This window comes from Vibrio sp. YT-19(2023) (assembly GCF_033337395.1).
The window spans coordinates 34,761-53,741 of the sequence record NZ_JAWOQN010000014.1 but is presented as its reverse complement, the minus strand read 5'-3'; the positions used below and the strand labels follow the sequence as shown (position 1 = coordinate 53,741).

Here is an 18,981-nt window from a genome sequence, read left to right as displayed (position 1 = left end):
TGAGCATATTGGTTCTTATCGTTACATTTTCGTGTTCTCTGTATGTCATAAAAAGTTAAACAACAGAGAAGGCGTTGCGACCATGAGTAAAGACGTACATTAAGTTCGCTTCCTTTCTTCCTGAGAGGCGATAAAGAGAGCGTTGACTCATGAGTCCGCCATAACTGTCTAGAGGTAAGCGAGATGCTTGTTTTGCCAACTCCAGTAGTGGTGGAGAAGAGAAAGCAATAAGTAAAAAATAATCAGGAGTAAAATCTGATGATAAAACGCCATCAGTAGCTGATGTTCGGCGACAGGAGACAAGCCCGAACAACTCGCGCTTTATATGTAGGTAGTAACTTTCTGAACCCCAAGAGCTCAGAGAAGCTGAGGCATGAAAATCAGTGTGTGCTAGCTCAAAATCGTCCTGTTGAGAGAGTTTAAGTAAGCGCTCGGAAGTGTAATGTTTGGTGTGGTGCCACTCATGCGCATATGAAGCTGTGATGAGCCCTGAGAGCAGGGACAAAGAAAGCATCAATAATATACGGTGTAGATAACGCAAGAAGTAACCCTAAACATATAAAGCCACAGTTACCCACCATGATTAAGGAATCTTAGTGGCACTATGATAACGATGAAAGCCAGTGTCTGATCAACTCAGCGTATACTAACGAGATGGAAGGGGGATGAACAGAGTTTTCTGATCGCACTTAGGTATATCAGCGAATAACACAATAATTTTCACTTTCGAGTAAGCGAAAATGGAAAGAGAGTCGTTGCACAGGACGATTAAGCTAACAGGATTATTACTAGGGAAGAAATAGAATCTTCTTTTTCTTCCCCATATGTGTCGCATCGATATTATGCACTTGCGTAAATAACGCTGCCGCCTTTTATGGTGTCAATGATCTCGCGAGACAACTTCTCTGGCAAAGCAGGGCAACCCCAACTGCGTCCGAGGTATCCATTCTTCTTGATGAAGGAAGGGTTTGCGTAATCGGCACCGTGCACGACAATGTAACGCTCGCGAGCTTTGTCGTTTAATCCAGAGCTTAGCCCATCTAATCGAAGTGAATAGCCATTTGAGCCGTAGTAAGTGGTATCAGTCAAAAAAGTGCCCAATGATGTTTTTCGCGAGTTCACGACATTTGAAAACTGTGTCGCTGTTTTCTTTCCGCTGTTCACGCCGTGAGAAACATACGTATTGTAGATTAGCTTCTTTTTATCTAAATCAACCACATAAAAACGCTTTTCAGTTGATGGTTTACTATAGTCGATGATCGTTAGTACCGACTTCTTTCTATCGGGTGTCTTCTGATAAGCGATGTAAGCGTCACTGAACAACTTAAAGTCTACTATGCCATCTAGCTTGGCTTGTTTAAACACATGTTCAGCTTGCTTTGGTCGTAAATGATCCCTGGGTTCGTTATCTGATTGTTTTGCAAAAGCAAAAGGTGAGACAGACAACAGCGCACATGTAAATAATAAAATTAACTTTTTCATCTTGGCTAAATAAAACTCTATGGTGTTACAAATTTACCGATTGCTTCATGCATTCGTTAAAACAACATGCACATCAATATAATTCTATTCCCAATGTTTCTTATTGCACGCTTAGGTGCTTGATATTGGGTTGACGATAAGTTTTCGAGTTAAAAACTAACTAATTGAAACTTATATAAAATATGAAGTTTAACGATGGTTTCTATAAACTTTGGCGTAAATAATATCTGATATATGTAATTAATAAAACTGTGTTTAAGGATATTTGTGAAGTTGCTAATTTATAAAAACGGTGTTTTATTTTTCGTACTTTAGAAACTCTTTTTATTTCAATGTGTTTTCTTTTTCTACGCTTTATCCAATACCTCAAAAGTTTGTGATTTAACTCGTAACAAATCGTAACGCCGAATCGTTATGTGTATAAATGCATTTATAATGTATGAATAAACAACAGGGTGGTAAGAAAAGGCAGTAAAACAACGGTGAATCGGTTGTTTTTAATTCACGATTGACAAAGCTAAGTCTAAGTCGTTCAAAAATTGAACTTGTGAATGTATCGTTTAAGTGAGAGTGATGAGCTCGACAAAAGTGAAGTGATGCGTGCTATTGTTTATTTTCTAATTTATTCGATTACATAAGGAAGGGTACATAGTAAAAATTGAAAAAATAATTCTATCGTGTGGATATAAAATATATAAATAATAAAACTTCGAAATTAAAAGATAAGAACGCCAGATATTAATTCATTAAATTTTTGAACATGAAAGTAAACTCTATCTATTATGTTTGGTTTGGTGTGAAAGCGCTCGTCTCATTAAGAAAAGCGCTCAAATTTATTTAAGGACGGTTATGACAGCATTTAATAAAGTGTTTATTGTCACTCCCAATGTTAATGATTTTGCAATGTTGCAAGAGTCGCCATTGGAAATGTCTCTTCAAGTAACGGCAAGCAAACCTATCCAACTCTATGGAGAGTCTGTTAAAGCCAGTTGGAAAAGTATTGATATTGAATGGTTAGACGTTAAGGGTGAAAAGCCATTACCCAGGCCTGATATTGCAGCATGGGGATCTTTTACTCTTGCTGTATCCGCTTCTATTGCGGATAAGCTCGATGTTTTGAGCGAGAATGTCGAATTTTTACCATTAAATCTACAAGGAAAGCCTTGGCGAGCATTAAACATTGTCACTCAAATTGATGCCATTGATGCCTCTGCTACCGAGTATAATCTTCGTCATGGTAAGCTAAGTCGTGCTAGACCGTTTAAGAAACTCGTTTTGAATAGAGAAGCCGTTAATGAATCTAACTTGTTCAGAGTAAAAGGTGCTGGGCTCAGAACGTTTTGCACGGACAAAAAAGGTGGCTTGTACGATAGCGTCAAAGCGCTGAATTTGACCGGTTTGGATTTCAAGGAAGTGCTGGTTTAAAAACGAATAAATAGTGATTTACTCAACTAAAGTCATAGATATAGGTATGGGGGAACAAAAGCTGAGCATCTATCAATGAAGCTCATATACAGCTAAATACAGCCGCCACAGTTGTGACTGCTGTACGTCTCCCCCTTAACTTATGTTCTTGAAACCCTAATTGAGCTGACCATGGACGCATCAAATCGACTGTCGTCATTTGCCGATTGCCACCACAAGCTCAATTGTTCTTTAGTCATTGGTTTGCCAAATAAATAGCCTTGCATATAGTCGCAGCGGTATGCCGATAGCCATTCATGCATCATATTGTGTTCAATACCTTCTGCTGTAACCGTTTTATTTTGGGCATGGCATAGCTCAATAATAGGTTTGATCACATGGCCGTTGTTGGTGTTCATCAATGTAACGAGGAACTCTCGATCAAATTTGATTTTTTGAACCGGATACTGAACGAGCTGAGTTAACGATGTGTAACCAGAACCAAAGTCATCAATTGCAAGACGGTAGCCACGCTTTGATAGCTCATCAAGTAGGGCCGTGCCTTGTTGTTCTGCGGCAAAGGTTTCAGTTATCTCTATTTCAATACATTCTGGTTTAACACTGTGCAGTGTCGCTTGTTCATGGATGTAGTTTGCCATTTCTATCGAGTTTAGCTCTGCTGATGAAAGATTGACCGAAAGAACAATATCCTTACCGAAAATATTCCTTAATTGATGGTATTCCGCCGTTGCATTTGCGAAAACCCAGCGGTCAATTTTATCAAATAATCCGGCTTGCTCTGCAATTGGAATAAACTCCTTTGGGGGGATAGGGCCGATACCTTCGGCTTCCCAGCGCAACAAGACTTCTAACCCCTCAATTTCGTTGCTTCGATTGTTCATATAGGGTTGAAAAACAAGGTGGAATTCTTCCTCTACATTGCTTTTTCGGAGCGCACGTTCAAGCTGACTTCGTCTTTGAGACTCAATATTGAGAGCGGCTGAATAATAGGCGTATTGATTTTTCCCTGCCCGTTTTGCTTGATACATAGCCGCATCGGCACTGGAGAGTAACTTCGCGATGTCAGTACCGTCTTGAGGATATTGTGCAATACCTACGCTTGCCGTAACGGGAAATGAATTACTCCAAGATGAACTGAGATTACTAATTGGTTTTAGTAACTCTGATGCAAGCAAATCAGGCAAGCGTTTTACCTCTTGATTTGAGCTCAGCAAAATTGCAAATTCGTCACCAGATAACCTGGCGGCAAAGCAGGGGCTGTTGTAATCGTGCGAGAACTTTTGACAAGCATTCTTGATGTGTGATGAGAACACTTTTAATAAGTTATCTCCCAATTCATGCCCGTATTTATCATTCACGTATTTAAAGTTATCAAGATCGACGTAAACAACCCACAGAAACTGCGAAGGGGAGATAAGTTCACGAGTGGCAAGCTCATGAAAACGATGGCGATTGGCAAGTTGCGTCAGGTGATCCGTTTCAGCTAGGCGTTTTGTCTTTTTATAGATGACATTAAGTTCCTCATACATATCAAAAAAGCGTGCAGAGAGGCGTCCTATTTCATCGTTTGTTTCTAGCTTTTCAATATTGTCACGTTGATTAGATTCAAGTTCGTTCAGCTGCTTATCAAGGCGAGAAACAGGACGCAACACATAGCGGTACAACACCAAAATGATTAATGTGATGGTGAAAAACGCCGCTACGCCAAAGGAGAAAGCAAGTTCTAGCCACACTTTATCGACTTTGTTCCACATTAAATATTCGGCAGGAGAAAGCACGGCATAAAAGTGCGGCAGCAGCTCAATGGTTTGAGCGAGAGGAATATCAAGATAAATGGGTTTGTCGGCGAAAGTAATCACGCTGTGCGTGTCAAACTCGATGTCATGCTTAATCTCGTTAAAGGCTTCAAGTGATACGGAAACTACCACAAAAAACACATTTTTCGAGTCAAAGCTCAAAGGGGGAGTCCCCGTTCTTTTGTCGACGACCTCATATTGAAGAAGAATGCTTTGTCCACTGGAGTTATAAATAAAGCCAGTGTGACTGAAAGCCTCTCTCTCATTGAAACTTCGTGATATGTACTCTAACACCTTTGGGTCAACCACGCCCGATGATTCGTAATATTTGTTTTCTGTGTAGTAGAGAAGGTTTTGTTTGCCGTCGAGGATCGCCATGCTCGCATCGCCTTTGTAACCATGGCTCAATACTTCAGCGGTCTCGTCTAATCGGTTAAACAAGACTCGTTCACGATAGGGGTTGTTATGATCTACCAAATAGTCTTGTAATACATCACTTTTACTGAGCGTATAGGCATAGCTATTAAGAAAAATATTCGCTTGTCGAAACTGCCCGGCGAGCTTTTCCATCTGCAACTGAATATAGCTGTCTTCCCGCTTGATGAGCGTCACTTTTTGAATGCTATAAATAATATAGCTAGATACTAACGCGCTTAATAAGATCACTGGCGCGACAAGCAAAATGACTCTATTGCTTAACTTCATTATGGTTCTTAGTTTCCGTTTGTGTCCCTACAAACGTCGCGTACCAGGTAAGGTACTGAACGGATGATGTGTTTTGGCAAATTGTAACCAGATTGTAAGGTGAGCGTTCTCCAAAATCAGGCAGCTATCTAAGAATTGTGATGACGTGAAAGGTTTCGAGCTTATTAACTAGAGGTTTTCTCAGTAGTTGGACGTCTCTTTTCCTCCCTCCCTGTATAAAACCTAACTGTAATGACAGGGAAATACTGTCATCGAAACGTTTCGATGATAAAGTGTGACTCAAGTGCACTTTTCCTATTCAATGACAATTGAATTACAGATCATTCTCACACCTTATCGATCTCACACTGGTCAAATTGCGATGACGAATTATTATTTCATCGAAACGTTTCGATGAGTTTTCTGTTAATAACGAAAACACTTTAAAACAGGCGCTCATGGTTGTATGAACGTGTAACCGAAAGGTCGATGAGATGAAAAAAAGTACCCTAATTAACTCAGATATTTCTTACTTGGTGGCGACGCTAGGCCACACCGACGAGATCACGATATGTGATGCTGGTCTACCAATCCCAGAGCATGTTCAGCGAATCGATTTGGCGCTAACGCATGGGGTACCAAGTTTTCTTGATACTGTTCGCGTAATTCTATCTGAGTCCCAAATCGAAGGGGTCATCATTGCGGAAGAGTTCTCTGATGCAAGCCCAGTTTTGCATGAAGCGTTGCTCAACGAACTGAGCAAAGAGAGTGAAGAAACGGGCAAATCTATTGAGGTGAGCTACGTGTCACATGAAGCGTTTAAAGCACGCACGGCCCAAAGTCGCGCTATCGTAAGAACGGGCGAATGCTCGCCATATGCGAACGTTATTTTCCAAGCGGGCGTGGTTTTTTAAGCCAGAGATATTGAGGACAGATTATGACTCAAGCCATTCTACAACTAAGCGAAATTGAGAAGGCGTTTCCGGGCGTAAAAGCACTCGACAAAGCAAGCCTGAATGTTTATCCAGGCCGTGTTATGGCGCTGATGGGTGAAAATGGAGCAGGCAAGTCAACGTTAATGAAGGTGTTGACAGGCATTTACCACATGGATGCGGGGAGCATTCAATATCAAGGTCAGCCGGCGGCCTTTAAAGGTCCACGCGATTCACAGGAAGCTGGTATTAGCATTATTCACCAAGAGCTGAACCTGATTCCTGAACTGACGATTGCCGAAAATATTTACTTGGGACGAGAGTTCACTGGATCCTTAGGGCGTATCCAGTGGGGCAAAATGTATGACGAAGCTGACAAGCTTTTAAAACGCCTCAATGTAAAGCATTCATCAAAAACATTGCTTGGCGATTTAAGCCTTGGTGAACAACAAATGGTGGAAATAGCAAAGGCACTTTCGTTTGAGTCGAAAGTCATCATTATGGATGAGCCAACGGACGCATTGACCGATACCGAAACGGAATCACTGTTTAAAGTGATTAATGAGCTCCGCGAGCAAGGATGCGGCATCGTATACATTTCGCATCGTCTTAAAGAAATCTTTGAAATCTGTGACGACATTACCGTGCTTCGTGATGGTAAGTTTATCGGTGAGTGCAAGGTGTCCGACACTGATGAAGATGGCCTAATTGAAATGATGGTTGGCCGAAAATTAGAAGAGCAATATCCACGTATTGATGTCCAACATGGCGAAACTTGTCTTGAAGTCATTGGTTTGACTGGGTCTGGCGTTCAGGATGTGAGCTTTACTCTCAAGCGTGGTGAGATTCTTGGAATTTCTGGCTTGATGGGCGCAGGCCGCACTGAACTCATGAAAGTCATTTACGGCGCATTACCTAGTGAGCATGGCGTTATCAATCTTGATAACAAAACTATTAACCCGGTTAGCCCGCAAGATGGCTTGGCAAATGGTATCGCTTACATCTCTGAAGATCGCAAAGGCGATGGTTTGGTTTTAGGTCTTTCAGTTAAGGATAACATGTCACTTTGTTCGCTAAACCAGCTGACCAAAGGCTTCCAGATTCAACACAGCGACGAAGTGATTGCAGTGGAAGATTTTATTAAGTTATTCAACATTAAAACCCCAACGCGAGATCAAATCATCGGCAACTTATCTGGTGGTAACCAGCAAAAAGTTGCGATAGCGAAAGGGTTAATGACGAAACCTAAAGTTCTGATTCTGGATGAGCCGACACGTGGTGTTGATGTCGGAGCAAAAAAAGAGATTTATCAGCTCATCAACAAGTTTAAGGCCGAAGGCATGAGCATCATCTTGGTTTCTTCCGAGATGCCTGAAGTGCTCGGCATGAGCGACCGTATTTTAGTGATGCATGAAGGTCGTATCACTGGCGAATTTGATGCGAAAGACGCCGATCAAGAAAAATTACTCGCCTGTGCCGTAGGCAAAGAGATCAATGAGGAAGCAGCATGAGTACGAATACCATGAGCAAACCAACCGAAACGAGCAACAAGAAGTTGTTCACAAAAGAGTGGCTGATTGAACAAAAATCACTGATAGCTCTGATCTTTCTGATCGTTGTTGTGTCATTTTTGAACCCGAACTTCTTTACGGTCGACAACATTCTCAACATTCTTCGTCAAACCTCCGTGAATGCCATTATCGCAGTGGGTATGACATTAGTTATTTTAACAGCAGGCATCGACTTAAGTGTTGGTTCGGTATTGGCGTTGTGTGGTGCCTTTGCGGCAAGCATGATTGCGCTTGAGGTTCCGGTGCTGGTGGCGGTTCCCACTGCTTTAGTCGCAGGTGCAGCGTTAGGTGCGATCAGCGGTATCATTATCGCGAAGGGTAAGGTGCAGGCATTTATCGCTACGCTGGTTACCATGACGTTACTACGTGGCGTGACCATGGTGTACACCGAAGGTCGACCAATCTCGACAGGCTTTACTGACACCGCGGATGCGTTCGCATGGTTTGGTACTGGCTACGCGCTAGGCATTCCGGTTCCTGTTTGGTTAATGGTGGTTGTGTTTGCAGCGGCTTGGTATTTACTTAACCACACGCGCTTTGGTCGCTATGTTTACGCACTAGGCGGCAACGAGTCTGCGACGCGTCTATCAGGTATCAATGTAGACCGAGTGAAGATTGGTGTCTACGCCATCTGCGGTATGTTAGCAGCGCTTGCAGGCATTATTGTAACGTCTCGTCTTTCTTCGGCGCAGCCAACAGCAGGTATGGGCTACGAGCTAGACGCTATCGCAGCGGTTGTTCTTGGCGGTACCAGCTTGATGGGCGGTAAAGGCCGTATCATGGGTACCTTGATTGGTGCGCTGATCATCGGTTTCTTGAACAATGCACTTAACCTACTTGATGTTTCTTCCTACTACCAAATGATTGCAAAAGCAGTGGTTATCTTGCTTGCGGTATTGGTAGACAACAAAAACAAGTAATTCATAACAATCTGTATATATAAAACAGTGAATACAAACCGAGTCAGGGGACGTGTACTGGCTCACCCTACACAAAGGACTAGAACGATGAAAAAACTTGCAACTCTGATCTCTGCTGCACTTCTTTCTTCAACCGTATCGGTAGCGGCGCAAGCTCAAGATACCATGGCGATTGTGGTTTCGACGCTAAACAACCCGTTCTTCGTAACGATGAAAGACGGTGCGGAAGCAAAAGCGAAAGAATTGGGGTACGACTTAATTGTACTGGACTCGCAAAATGACCCGAGTAAAGAACTGTCGAACATCGAGGATTTAAGTATTCGCGGCGTAAAAGCAATTCTTATCAACCCAACGGATTCTGATGCAGTGTCTAATGCAATTCGTATGGCGAACCGTTCTAAGATCCCTGTGTTGACATTAGACCGTGGTGCAAGCCGTGGTGAAGTCGTGAGTCACATCGCGTCGGACAACGTAATTGGTGGTGAAATGGCAGGCCACTACATCATGGAAAAAGTAGGCGAAAAAGCAAAAGTCATTCAACTTGAAGGTATTGCGGGCACATCGGCAGCGCGTGAGCGCGGTGAAGGCTTTATGAATGCCGTGAAGGGCAGCGATATGGATCTTCTTGCTAGCCAACCAGCTGACTTTGACCGCACAAAAGGTCTAAACGTAATGGAAAACCTGCTAGCGGCTAACCCGGATGTACAAGCGGTATTTGCACAGAATGATGAAATGGCGCTAGGTGCACTTCGCGCAGTTCAAGCTTCTGGCAAAGATGTCGTTATCGTTGGTTTTGATGGTACGGAAGACGGCATTGCAGCAGTTAACCGTGGCAAACTAGCGGCAACTATTGCTCAGCAACCAGACCTTATCGGTGCTTTAGGTGTTGAAACGGCTGACAAAGTTTTGAAAGGTGAAGAAGTAGAAGAGTACATCCCAGTACCACTAAAAGTAGTCACTAAGTAAGTTTCAAGTTCCAATAAATCATCCTAATTTTTGCTCTCTCCTCCGTTTATATCTGTCGTTTAGGAGGTGAGGGCAAACTTACCCAAAATACTGCAAAGTGTGGGGTATAGATGCCTTTGGCTTTTTATCGAGACTCCTTCGTCAGGAAGAGAAGTTAAAGTCATCTAATGTATTTTCCTAAACAGTTTTTAAAAAGGGTTCATTCAGAACCGAGGATAACCGTATGAATAAGTTAGTGGTGTTAGGTAGTGTAAACGCTGACCATGTTCTTCAAGTGCCTTCTTTCCCTCGCCCAGGCGAGACGCTGCATGGTCGCAACTATCAAGTTATCCCAGGTGGCAAAGGTGCCAACCAAGCCGTCGCGGCGGCGCGATTAAATGCAGACATCGGTTTTATCGCTTGTGTGGGCGACGACTCATTCGGCATTAACATTCGCGAAAACTTCAAAATGGACGGCATCGATATCACTGGTGTGAAGATGCAGCCAAATTGCCCGACAGGTATCGCGATGATTCAAGTGTCGGACAGTGGTGAGAACAGCATTTGCATTTCAGCTGAAGCGAACGCCAAACTGACAGCAGAAGCGATTGAGCCAGATTTAGAGCGTATTCGCCAAGCAGATTACTTGCTAATGCAATTGGAAACGCCGATGTGCGGCATTGAGAAAGCTGCGCGAATCGCGAAAGATGCCAAAACCAATGTCATTTTGAATCCTGCGCCAGCTCGTGAATTGTCAGATGAATTACTGTCTTACATTGACGTGATTACGCCAAATGAAACGGAAGCTGAAGTTCTGACAGGTATTACTGTAACAGACAACGAAAGCGCGCAAGAAGCGGCGAATGTGCTACATGGTAAAGGTATAGAAATTGTCATGATCACACTCGGTGCAAAAGGCGTTTGGCTAAGCCAAAACGGTCGAGGCGAAATCATCTCGGGTTTCCGCGTTGAAGCGACGGATACTACCGCTGCGGGCGATACATTTAATGGGGCATTCGTCACTGGTCTCCTAGAAGATTTACCTTTAGAATCAGCGATTAAGTTTGCACATGCGGCGGCTGCAATTTCTGTGACCCGCTTTGGCGCGCAAACGTCGATTCCAACCCGCGAAGAGGTGGACGCGTTTCTCGCTGAACAATAAGGCGCACAACGCCTCATTAAAATAGGAGTAGTAACATGGCGACGATGAAAGACATCGCAAAACTGGCAGGGGTTTCCACTTCAACAGTGAGCCATGTTATTAACAAGACGCGTTTTGTGAGCGAAGAGATCTCTGAACGCGTTAACAATGCCGCAAAAGAGCTTAACTACTACGCGCCCTCTGCGTTGGCGCGTAGCCTCAAAGTCAATCGTACCAAAACCATTGGTATGCTCGTGACAACCTCAACTAACCCATTCTTTGGCGAAGTCGTAAAAGGCGTAGAGCGCAGCTGCTACCAAAAAGGCTACAGCCTCATTTTATGTAACACCGAGGGTGATAACGAACGTATGCGTCAATCCATTAATACGCTATTGCAAAAGCGTGTCGATGGTTTGATCTTGATGTGCTCGTCGCTAGAAGGAGAGCGTATCGATGTGTTTGAGCGTTACCCAGATATCCCAGTTGTGGTAATGGACTGGGGGCCGATGCTATTTACAAGCGATAAAATCCAAGACAACTCACTTCGTGGCGGTTACTTAGCGGCGAAATACTTAATTGATTGCGGCCATACCGAAATTGGGTGCATCACTGGCCCTTTGATTAAACACCAAGCGCAAATGCGATACGAAGGTTATAAGCGAGCAATGAACGAAGCGGGCTTGGAATTTAATGCCAATTGGATCATTGAATCGGACTTCGAATGTGAGGGTGGGTATCAAGCGTTCAAAAAAATGGCTCAGCGTGGCGCATTACCTAGCTCGATTTTCGTCTCTAACGATATGATGGCGATGGGGGTGATTAACGCCGCAAATGAGCTCGATATTAAAGTGCCGGACGACCTGTCCATTATTGGTTACGATGACATCCATATCGCGAAATTTATGTCGCCATCGCTAACTACCATTCATCAGCCTAAGTACCGTTTGGGGCAGGCTGCCGTTGAGACTCTTGTCCGAAAGTTGGATGAAAAGTCAACAGAGGCACAGGTCGTACAATTAGAACCGGCTCTAGTGGAACGAAAAAGCGTCAAGAGGTTAAAGTCAAACGTCACTGAATGACGTGTGATGTTGAGCTAAAAAATTAAAAAAGTCGTTTCTCTTTATACGATAAAGCCTTACTATCGTCCTTGATTATAAATAAAACTATTAATTGTTGTCTGGCGGATTAGTTAAATGTTATCAAAAGGTTACGCTAAGTTATCTGTAAAACACCCTTGGTTTCACCGAGTTAATGTTATTACAGTTGTATTGATTTTTTTTGTGAGCTGCTATCAGCTACTGGTTAATGAAGCATTTGAGTACGCAATTGGCTTTATTATTACACTTTTGGCGTCAGCTTTATTTGCATCAGCTTCTGCATTCAAAAAACGCTATCTAGGCTTGGATTCATAGGCAGGTCTATTTCCAACATCGTCCAATAGCATCATTTATTGCTTTCAAGTAAACATTGAACTGAATTATGATCGAGTGCATCAAGAGGAGGACAAATGTCCTCCTTTTTGTTGGGGATCACGCTCTAATATAAGCGTATTCCAAACAAAATAATAAAGGACATGTTATGGACCTCTTTGCCTTACTCGATATTAATAATACTCTCGTTAACATTCCGATCGGCGACGGCTACGCAATGAGTTGGATCGAAGCTTTCGGTACAGTTTTTGGACTGCTTTGCATTTGGTTTGCCAGCCAAGAAAAAACCATCAACTACTTATTCGGTTTGCTGAATGTCACGCTTTTTGCCGTTATCTTTTTTCAAATTCAGTTATACGGATTATTGCTTCTTCAATTGTTTTTCTTCTGTGCGAACATTTACGGCTGGTATGCGTGGACCCGTCCAAACGCACAAGGTGAAACGCTGGAAGTTCGCTGGTTAAATAAGCAGAAACTTATTACTACTGCCTCTATTAGCGTTGCATGTATCGCATTATTAACGATCTATATCGACCCATTTTTCTTTGCGCTAGCAAACATTGCTGTTGATAGCTTGAATCTCTTTGGTGCTGGCTTGGCTGAACCGGTGCTTGAACCTGACGCGTTTCCGTTCTGGGATGCAACCATGACAGTACTTTCTGTTGTTGCACAAATTCTGATGACACGTAAATACGTCGAAAACTGGATTCTATGGGTTGTGATTAACATTATCAGTGTGGGTATCTACGCGACGCAAGGTGTTTACGCAATGTCTGTTCAGTACGCGATTCTTATGTTCATCGCTGCCAATGGCACGCGTGAGTGGGCTCGTAGCGCTAAGCGCAATGGCGATAAAACCTTAGCGCACGCTGCTGCGTAAGGAACGAAAAATGGCCAAACAACCTCATATCGGAGTGGATGAAACACAAATCGCTCCCCTCGTTATTGTATGCGGCGAGCCAGATCGAGCGAATCGTATCGCGGCATTATTTGATGATGCAGAAATGGTGTCGGAAAACCGCGAGTACCGTGTGTTTACCGGCAACTACAAAGGCAAGCCTGTTTCAGTGTGTAGTACAGGTATAGGTGCGCCATCGATGATCATCGCAGTGGAAGAGCTAAAACAGTGCGGTGTGACTCATGTGGTACGCGTTGGATCTGCGGGGGCAATGCAATCAGGCATTCATCTTGGCGAGTTGATCATTGCCGAAGGCGCGGTAAGAGATGAGGGCGGCTCTAAAGCGTATGTCGATTCGTCTTATCCAGCCTACGCAAGCTTTTCACTGTTAAAGGAAGTTGAGCGTTACTTGTCGATGCAAAAAGTGCATTATCATTTTGGTGTGGTGCGTTCTCACGACAGTTTCTATACCGATGACGAAGATGCAATATGCCAACATTGGAACAAGAAAGGCATCTTAGGTGCCGATATGGAAACCTCTGCGCTGTTTACGGTCGGTCGACTACGAGGCCTTCATGTGGCTTCGATATTAAACAACGTGGTGCTGTATCAACAAGATGTGAAAGAAGGTGTTGGTCAGTACGTTGATGAAGCCAAAGTAATGATGCAAGGTGAGAAGAGTGCCGCGATTACGGCATTAGAAGCCTTGGTTGCTCAGCGTTAGCCAGTCTCTATCTCAGTAAGTCACATAAACAGAATAGATGTAAAGCGACAGGTCACTGTCGCTTTTTTATTTGGAGTTACGGGGTACAATCCACCTTAAATAGTTGTCCGTAACTTTTTCTGAGAGAGCAGAAAATGAAAATCAGCCCTTATCCGACTGGTCGCTTCAAAACATACCTTGAAGAAAAGAGTGCCACCTTTCGCGATTTGATTTATCAATGCCAAATAAATTCGCGTTACTTTGATGCTGGGGAAGCAATTCTCCGCCAAGGTGAGCAACTTCAGCACTTGTATGTTGTGCCAGTAGGTCGAGTCTCGATGAACATATTGGCCGCAAATGGACGACGTTTTCAATTAGGGGAAGCTAACTGCGACTATCATATTTATGGTGAAATGGAGTTCTTCACTCAGACTCCTTGTCAATGGAATGTGATAGCAGATGAACATATGCAGGTTGATGTTATCTGTATCCAAAAACTAACCGAAGCACTGCAAAATCATCCCCAAATGATGGTGTTCTTCGCTTCAGCATTGGCTGAGGATTATCAAGACTCCATGGATATCTACACTAATCGTTTGTTGCATCCCATTACTTACAACATTGCCTATGATCTTCTCGTCCGTAATCAGACGGATAAGTTGCTTGGTGGTTTTGATAAAGTGAACCAAGAGGCTGAGCGGTTTGGTACCTCAGGCCGAGTCTATCGACGTGCAGTTAAGGACTTGATTGAAAAGGGATTGATTACAAAAACGGACAACGGTTTGGAGATTATTGATGAGCTGGCACTCAAAGCGTTTATTGAAGCGCATGAATGATACGCCCAGGTATTGGAACTGATGGGTTTTATAAGTCTTTGATATATCTAAGTCTTGAGTAAACGTAACTAATGTAAAGTACCTTAAATTTTGTTGAATGCATTAAAGAGTAGCGTTATATTGCGAACGCGTATGATAATAGATCTCATTAAGGCTTAACAAAATGAAAAAATTCGTTGGTGCGGCTATGCTGTCGTTATTTACTGTTTCTCCTTCTTTCGCTGCTAAAGTTGTGATTGACCACTACATGGGTCAAACAGAGCTAGAACAATCCCCAGAGCGTGTGGTTGTGATTGGCTTTGGCCCGCTAGATGCGTTGGACAACTTTGGTATCGATCCTGTTGCAGTATCTAACTCTTCTAATCTTCCTAGTTACCTTTCAAAATACAGCAAAGATAACTACACCTCTGCGGGTAGTTTGTTTGAACCTGATTTTGAAACCATCTACATGCAAAAACCGGATTTGATTTTGGTTGGTCCGCGAGCGTCTGCGAAATATGAAGAGCTGAGTGAAATTGCCCCTACAGTTGTTTTTGCGGCGAAAGAGAACCAAGGCTATTGGGAAGGCACGCAAGCGCAATGGCGCAATATTGGTAAGATCTTCAATATCGAAGAAAAAGTAGAGCAGAAAATTGAAGCGCTAGATGCTCAATTCAAAGCAATCCGTGACTACAACCAATCGAACAAAAATGATGCATTAACGATTTTGAGCATGGGTGACAACATCAGCGCGTTTGGTGCCCAGTCGCGATTTGGCGTCATTTATAACGACTTTGGCTTCTTGGAAACGGTTGAGCACGTGAAAACGGGCACTCACGGAGATGTCATTTCTTATGAGTTTATTCGTGAAGCTAACCCGAAAAATATTCTCGTGGTTGACCGAAATTCTCTGACAGGTACGCCGGATAACGATATTCGTAAATCCATGGATAACGACTTAGTCAAAGCTACTGCGGCATATAAAAATCATAAAATCACTTATTTAGATGTGGACGCGTGGTACTTGTCGATGTCTGGTGTGACAGCAACAGAAAAAATGGTCAGTGAGATAAAGCAAACCGTTGAACTGTAATCCAAGATAGCAGAGGTTAACTTTGAAGAAGTTATTGCTAACCCTTGTGGTTTTAAGCACGGTTTCGTTATTTGTTGGGGTGGCAAACATGACGCCCCAACAACTCTTTTCAGGTGATGAGAAAGCATTAGAGCTTTTCTTTACCAGCCGTATACCACGTTTATTTGCCATACTGCTTGCTGGTGCTGGCTTGAGTATTGCGGGACTTGTCATGCAGCAAATCAGCCAGAACCGATTTGCTGCACCTTCTACAACCGGTACGATCGAATGTGCCATGTTGGGCTACGTACTGAGCGTGGTTTTCTTTGGTAATGATAATCACCTTTGGCTCGTATTCGGCATCTCGGTATTTGGGACGCTAGCGTTTGTTTTCTTTATTCAGCGCATTCAATTTAAGAGCGTGGTTTTTGTGCCTCTTGTCGGGATTATTTTCGGCAATGTCATCCAATCCATGACTACGTTTATCGCTTACAAATATGATGCACTTCAAAGTCTGAATGCTTGGACAGTCGCAAACTTCGCCAACATCTTGCGTGGTGATTTTGAACTGCTGTACATCGCGGTACCAATGGTTATCCTCAGCTATCTTTTTGCCGCAAGGATCTCTGCCGTAGGTATCGGAAAAGATTTCGCGATTAACTTGGGTTTGAATTATCAGCAGGTTGTGACGATTGGCGTGCTATTGGTGTCCATCATGTCAGCAAGTGTCGTGATGATTGTTGGCCAGTTGCCATTCTTAGGGCTGATTGTACCGAATCTCGTGAGTCACTTTTATGGCGATAATCTCAAAAAGAACATTCCGCTTACGGCCATGTATGGGGCGATTTTGGTGTTGTGTTGCGACTTGGTGAGTCGTTTAATTATTTTCCCTCATGAAATGCCAATCTCTATCGTGATCAGCATATTGGGTGGCGTGGTATTCATCGCTATGTTGTTGCGAGGTAAGCAACATGCGTGATTCAACGAAAATCCTGCTGCTAGGTGGCATTGCGATTCTTTTCGCGTGTCTGTTTATTGGTATTGGGCTAACGGCTGACAACTACCAATATTTTTTGTCTCGTAGAGTTCCTAAAGTATTGGCGATAGTGCTAGCGGGTGTGGCCATTGCTCAGTCTTCACTTGTATTTCAAACCATTACGCACAACCGAATTTTAACGCCAAGTATCATGGGTTTTGATGCGCTGTATGTGTTAACCCAAATTTTGATCGTGTTGATTTTTGGTGGGTTGAGTACCTTAGTGCTTAACTTGTACGTCAATTTCGCGATTGCAGTAATTGTAATGGTGTCGTTTTCGCTACTGCTGTTTGGGTTTTACTTTTCAAAAGGCAGCAAGAACTTGATTACGTTGCTATTGGTCGGCTTGATCTTTGGTCAGCTATTTTCCAATGCGGCGTCATTCTTTTCTTTGCTGATGGACCCAAACACATATGCAATTGTTCAGTCGAAACTGTACGCCAGTTTCAATAATGTCAAAGTGAACTTGGTTTACTTTAGTGCTCCGGCTTTGATGTTTGCATGTTGGTTGTTGTTTAGGATGCATCGCACTTTAGATGTGTTTTGGCTCGACCAAGACAATGCGAAAAGTTTGGGTGTTGATGTACCTAAAGTGACGAGAAATGTGTTTATTATCTCGGCGGTTTTGATTGCTATTTCTACGGCTTTGGTAGGGCCAATCATGTTCTTTGGTTTACTAGTGACCAACTTAAGCCGAGAAATGTTCCGAAGTTACCAACATAAAACGCTATTGGTCGGATGTTCGTTTTTATCCATCAGTTCATTACTTGCGGGGCAATGGATAATCGAAAACGTGTTCAGTTTTGAGACGACGTTGAGTGTCGTAATTAACTTTATCGGCGGTGCGTATTTCTTATACCTGCTGCTGAAAAACAAAGTTGTATAAATATGATAGTAATAGACAAATTAACGAAGGCTTTCGGTTCAAACAAAGTCGTAGACGAGGCCAATACTCAGTTTGAAAAGGGCAAGGTAACATCGATTATCGGTCCAAATGGCGCGGGAAAGAGCACGCTGTTATCTATGGCCTCGCGCTTAACGGAGCGAGATGGCGGTAGTGTTATCATTGATTGCAAGGAAATCGCGGAATGGGACACAAAAGAGCTAGCGAAAAAACTGGCAGTACTTCGCCAAGCTAACTCGATTACAATGCGGTTTACCGTAAAAGAGTTAGTCTCTTTTGGTCGTTTCCCATACTCTAAAGGAAATCTGACTAAAGAAGATCATGAGGTCATAGAAAAAGCGATCGACTACTTAGATTTGCAAGATATTCAAGACAAATACTTGGATGAATTAAGTGGTGGTCAGCGACAGCTTGCATTTATTGCTATGGTGATTGCACAAGATACAGATTATGTCTTTCTTGATGAACCTCTTAATAACTTAGATATCAAACACTCTCTTCAGATCATGAAAGTTGTGCAGCAGTTAGCCCATGACATGAATAAAGCTATGGTGGTCGTGATTCATGATATTAATTTCGCGGCGTGTTACTCAGATGTCATATTGGCGCTTAAGAAAGGTAAAGTTGTGGCGAGTGGTGCGGTTGAAGAGGTTATTCAAGCGTCTACGCTAGAGGACATCTACGAAACGCCATTTAACATCATAGAGTTAAACGGTAAGCGTATGTGTACTTATCATTAAGCGAGCTAGTTCGTTTTTAACGAGATCAATAGATAGGCGGGCTTACTTGGTGAGCTCGTCTATGATTGGGCATCGGCTCTCTGCATCTCCAGGACAAGAAGAAACCCAACCTTCAAGTTGCGTTTTGATCTCCATGAGGTGTGCAATTTTTTCTTCAACCTCTCTCAGTTTGTCCATGGTTCTTGCTTTTACTTCGCTACTTTTGCGGTTGGGGTTATGAGCAAGTTGTACGAACTCTTTGCATTCTTGCAACGAAAAGCCTGCGCTTTTTGCGCGTGATACCAAGTTAAGCTCTTGAATATGATTATCTGAATATTCGCGATAGCCAGAGTCGCTGCGCGCTGGTGGAGATATGATCCCTTTGTCTTCATATAATCGAATCGACTTAGATGAAAGCCCTGTGAGCTTCGCGACAGCACCAATATTCATGTTTAACCTCCATAACGTTTAAGGCGAGTATATACCGATGTTGTGGATAAGACACTCC

Annotated in this window: 18 protein-coding genes; 14 read left to right on the top strand and 4 right to left on the bottom strand. The window is 43.1% G+C overall.

The window, feature by feature from the left end:
* Positions 1 to 55 precede the first annotated feature (55 nt).
* Complete coding sequence (locus R7E78_RS12315) at positions 56 to 514, bottom strand: hypothetical protein (RefSeq protein ID WP_017633653.1); 459 nt, start codon at positions 512 to 514, stop codon at positions 56 to 58.
* A gap of 326 nt (positions 515 to 840) precedes the next feature.
* Positions 841 to 1,482 carry a murein L,D-transpeptidase catalytic domain family protein gene (locus R7E78_RS12310; protein WP_033906463.1) on the bottom strand — a complete coding sequence of 214 codons (642 nt, stop codon included), beginning with the start codon at positions 1,480 to 1,482 and terminating at the stop codon, positions 841 to 843.
* 849 nt (positions 1,483 to 2,331) lie between these two features.
* On the opposite strand from R7E78_RS12310, the gene R7E78_RS12305 reads away from it, so the two are divergent.
* Entirely contained in the window at positions 2,332 to 2,907 is a 576-nt protein-coding gene (locus R7E78_RS12305; protein WP_033906464.1) for an imm11 family protein, read from the top strand.
* Positions 2,908 to 3,047: 140 nt separating this feature from the next.
* On the opposite strand, the gene R7E78_RS12300 is transcribed toward R7E78_RS12305, so the two are convergent.
* On the bottom strand, positions 3,048 to 5,408 hold the full coding sequence (locus R7E78_RS12300) for an EAL domain-containing protein (RefSeq protein ID WP_318057913.1): 2,361 nt from the start codon (positions 5,406 to 5,408) through the stop codon (positions 3,048 to 3,050).
* Positions 5,409 to 5,881: 473 nt separating this feature from the next.
* Between R7E78_RS12300 and rbsD the strand changes: the two genes are divergently transcribed.
* From rbsD to vctC, 13 genes are all read left to right on the top strand, one after another.
* Positions 5,882 to 6,301, top strand: coding sequence for a D-ribose pyranase (gene rbsD / locus R7E78_RS12295; RefSeq protein ID WP_005382620.1), 420 nt, complete (start codon positions 5,882 to 5,884; stop codon positions 6,299 to 6,301).
* A gap of 23 nt (positions 6,302 to 6,324) precedes the next feature.
* Positions 6,325 to 7,830 carry a ribose ABC transporter ATP-binding protein RbsA gene (gene rbsA, locus R7E78_RS12290; RefSeq protein WP_017820312.1) on the top strand — a complete coding sequence of 502 codons (1,506 nt, stop codon included), beginning with the start codon at positions 6,325 to 6,327 and terminating at the stop codon, positions 7,828 to 7,830.
* Positions 7,827 to 8,810 carry a ribose ABC transporter permease gene (rbsC, locus tag R7E78_RS12285; protein WP_005373145.1) on the top strand — a complete coding sequence of 328 codons (984 nt, stop codon included), beginning with the start codon at positions 7,827 to 7,829 and terminating at the stop codon, positions 8,808 to 8,810. The genes rbsA and rbsC overlap by 4 nt, the downstream gene beginning before the upstream one ends.
* Before the next feature lie 87 nt (positions 8,811 to 8,897).
* Entirely contained in the window at positions 8,898 to 9,776 is an 879-nt protein-coding gene (gene rbsB / locus R7E78_RS12280; RefSeq protein ID WP_005373143.1) for a ribose ABC transporter substrate-binding protein RbsB, read from the top strand.
* 223 nt (positions 9,777 to 9,999) lie between these two features.
* On the top strand, positions 10,000 to 10,917 hold the full coding sequence (rbsK, locus tag R7E78_RS12275) for a ribokinase (RefSeq protein ID WP_005373140.1): 918 nt from the start codon (positions 10,000 to 10,002) through the stop codon (positions 10,915 to 10,917).
* Positions 10,918 to 10,952: 35 nt separating this feature from the next.
* Positions 10,953 to 11,975, top strand: coding sequence for a substrate-binding domain-containing protein (locus tag R7E78_RS12270; protein ID WP_065275231.1), 1,023 nt, complete (start codon positions 10,953 to 10,955; stop codon positions 11,973 to 11,975).
* A gap of 499 nt (positions 11,976 to 12,474) precedes the next feature.
* Entirely contained in the window at positions 12,475 to 13,206 is a 732-nt protein-coding gene (pnuC, locus tag R7E78_RS12265; RefSeq protein WP_025767870.1) for a nicotinamide riboside transporter PnuC, read from the top strand.
* A gap of 10 nt (positions 13,207 to 13,216) precedes the next feature.
* On the top strand, positions 13,217 to 13,948 hold the full coding sequence (locus tag R7E78_RS12260; protein WP_017635382.1) for a nucleoside phosphorylase: 732 nt from the start codon (positions 13,217 to 13,219) through the stop codon (positions 13,946 to 13,948).
* Positions 13,949 to 14,082: 134 nt separating this feature from the next.
* The gene (locus R7E78_RS12255; protein WP_318057912.1) at positions 14,083 to 14,763 is read left to right on the top strand and encodes a Crp/Fnr family transcriptional regulator; all 681 of its coding nucleotides are present in this window, start codon (positions 14,083 to 14,085) and stop codon (positions 14,761 to 14,763) included.
* A 163-nt stretch (positions 14,764 to 14,926) separates the two neighbouring features.
* Entirely contained in the window at positions 14,927 to 15,835 is a 909-nt protein-coding gene (locus R7E78_RS12250) for a siderophore ABC transporter substrate-binding protein (RefSeq protein WP_005376635.1), read from the top strand.
* 22 nt (positions 15,836 to 15,857) lie between these two features.
* Positions 15,858 to 16,793 (top strand): iron chelate uptake ABC transporter permease subunit VctD, encoded by a 936-nt coding sequence (gene vctD / locus R7E78_RS12245; RefSeq protein WP_017820306.1) that lies wholly within the window; start codon positions 15,858 to 15,860, stop codon positions 16,791 to 16,793.
* The gene (gene vctG / locus R7E78_RS12240) at positions 16,786 to 17,736 is read left to right on the top strand and encodes an iron chelate uptake ABC transporter permease subunit VctG (protein WP_005376631.1); all 951 of its coding nucleotides are present in this window, start codon (positions 16,786 to 16,788) and stop codon (positions 17,734 to 17,736) included. The genes vctD and vctG overlap by 8 nt, the downstream gene beginning before the upstream one ends.
* 2 nt (positions 17,737 to 17,738) lie before the next feature.
* Positions 17,739 to 18,494: an iron chelate ABC transporter ATP-binding protein VctC gene (gene vctC / locus R7E78_RS12235; RefSeq protein WP_005376629.1), complete on the top strand. Its 756-nt coding sequence runs from the start codon at positions 17,739 to 17,741 to the stop codon at positions 18,492 to 18,494.
* A 42-nt stretch (positions 18,495 to 18,536) separates the two neighbouring features.
* Here the strand turns inward: vctC and cueR are convergent, their stop codons facing one another.
* Positions 18,537 to 18,923, bottom strand: coding sequence for a Cu(I)-responsive transcriptional regulator (gene cueR, locus R7E78_RS12230; RefSeq protein WP_005376627.1), 387 nt, complete (start codon positions 18,921 to 18,923; stop codon positions 18,537 to 18,539).
* Positions 18,924 to 18,981: the final 58 nt, after the last annotated feature.